The organism is Brachybacterium equifaecis, from assembly GCF_023509525.1.
GTDB classification, from domain to species: Bacteria; Actinomycetota; Actinomycetes; order Actinomycetales; family Dermabacteraceae; genus Brachybacterium; species Brachybacterium equifaecis.
In genome coordinates, this window is the sequence record NZ_JAKNCJ010000016.1 from 3,268 (window position 1) to 5,051 (window position 1,784).

Genomic DNA, 1,784 nt, shown 5'->3' on the forward strand with positions numbered 1-1,784 from the left:
ACCCGCACCAACACCCCAAAAGGACATCGACACAGGCCAGCGTGCAGCCTCAAAACCCAATAGCGTGCCACCACCTGAAACCAGCCACAACCACACGCTTTCCATCCCGAAGGAGTACTCACATGCCCGCTGCACCAGCCAAGCGCCCATTCATTGATGTTCCACCCTTGAGCAACCACCCTCACCACACTCGGGCAAGAAAATGGCCACCATAATTGGTGTAGCTCCTTAGAAAGGAGGTGATCCAGCCGCACCTTCCGGTACGGCTACCTTGTTACGACTTAGTCCCAATCACCAATCCCACCTTAGACAGCTCCCTCACGAGGATGGGCCACTGGCTTCGGGTGTTACCGACTTTCGTGACTTGACGGGCGGTGTGTACAAGGCCCGGGAACGTATTCACCGCAGCGTTGCTGATCTGCGATTACTAGCGACTCCGACTTCATGGGGTCGAGTTGCAGACCCCAATCCGAACTGAGACCGGCTTTTTGGGATTCGCTCCACCTCACAGTATCGCAACCCTTTGTACCGGCCATTGTAGCATGCGTGAAGCCCAAGACATAAGGGGCATGATGATTTGACGTCGTCCCCACCTTCCTCCGAGTTGACCCCGGCAGTCTCCCATGAGTCCCCGCCATTACGCGCTGGCAACATGGAACGAGGGTTGCGCTCGTTGCGGGACTTAACCCAACATCTCACGACACGAGCTGACGACAACCATGCACCACCTGTGCACCAGTCCAAAGAAGGCCACATCTCTGCAGCTGTCCGGTGCATGTCAAGCCTTGGTAAGGTTCTTCGCGTTGCATCGAATTAATCCGCATGCTCCGCCGCTTGTGCGGGCCCCCGTCAATTCCTTTGAGTTTTAGTCTTGCGACCGTACTCCCCAGGCGGGGCACTTAATGCGTTAGCTACGACGCGGAAAACGTGGAATGTCCCCCACATCTAGTGCCCAACGTTTACGGCATGGACTACCAGGGTATCTAATCCTGTTCGCTCCCCATGCTTTCGCTTCTCAGTGTCAGTAATGGCCCAGAGACCTGCCTTCGCCATCGGTGTTCTTCCTGATATCTGCGCATTTCACCGCTACACCAGGAGTTCCAGTCTCCCCTACCACACTCTAGCCTGCCCGTACCCACCGCACGCCCGAGGTTAAGCCTCGGGTTTTCACGGCAGACGCGACAAGCCACCTACAAGCTCTTTACGCCCAATAATTCCGGACAACGCTTGCGCCCTACGTATTACCGCGGCTGCTGGCACGTAGTTAGCCGGCGCTTCTTCTGCAGGTACCGTCACTTTCGCTTCTTCCCTGCTGAAAGAGGTTTACAACCCGAAGGCCGTCATCCCCCACGCGGCGTCGCTGCATCAGGCTTTCGCCCATTGTGCAATATTCCCCACTGCTGCCTCCCGTAGGAGTCTGGGCCGTGTCTCAGTCCCAGTGTGGCCGGTCGCCCTCTCAGGCCGGCTACCCGTCATCGCCTTGGTGAGCCATTACCTCACCAACAAGCTGATAGGCCGCGAGTCCATCCTTCACCGAAAAACTTTCCAGCACCCACCATGCGGTAGGAACTCATATCCGGTATTAGCCACGATTTCCCGAGGTTATCCCAGAGTGAAGGGCAGGTTACTCACGTGTTACTCACCCGTTCGCCACTGATCAGATAGGGCAAGCCCCATCGTCACCGTTCGACTTGCATGTGTTAAGCACGCCGCCAGCGTTCGTCCTGAGCCAGGATCAAACTCTCCATCAAAAAATGAAAAACTATCCTGGCATTTCAAACGAC

At 56.3% G+C, this 1,784-nt stretch carries 2 rRNA genes (1 of these 2 running past the window's edge); both read right to left on the bottom strand.

Features of this window, described 5'->3' with window-relative positions:
• Positions 1-110 (bottom strand): 23S ribosomal RNA (locus tag Bequi_RS14075) (it extends 2,884 nt beyond the left edge of the window).
• A 122-nt stretch (positions 111-232) separates the two neighbouring features.
• Positions 233-1,751, bottom strand: a 16S ribosomal RNA gene (locus Bequi_RS14080).
• Together the 16S and 23S rRNA genes form the textbook arrangement of a ribosomal RNA operon.
• Positions 1,752-1,784 lie beyond the last annotated feature (33 nt).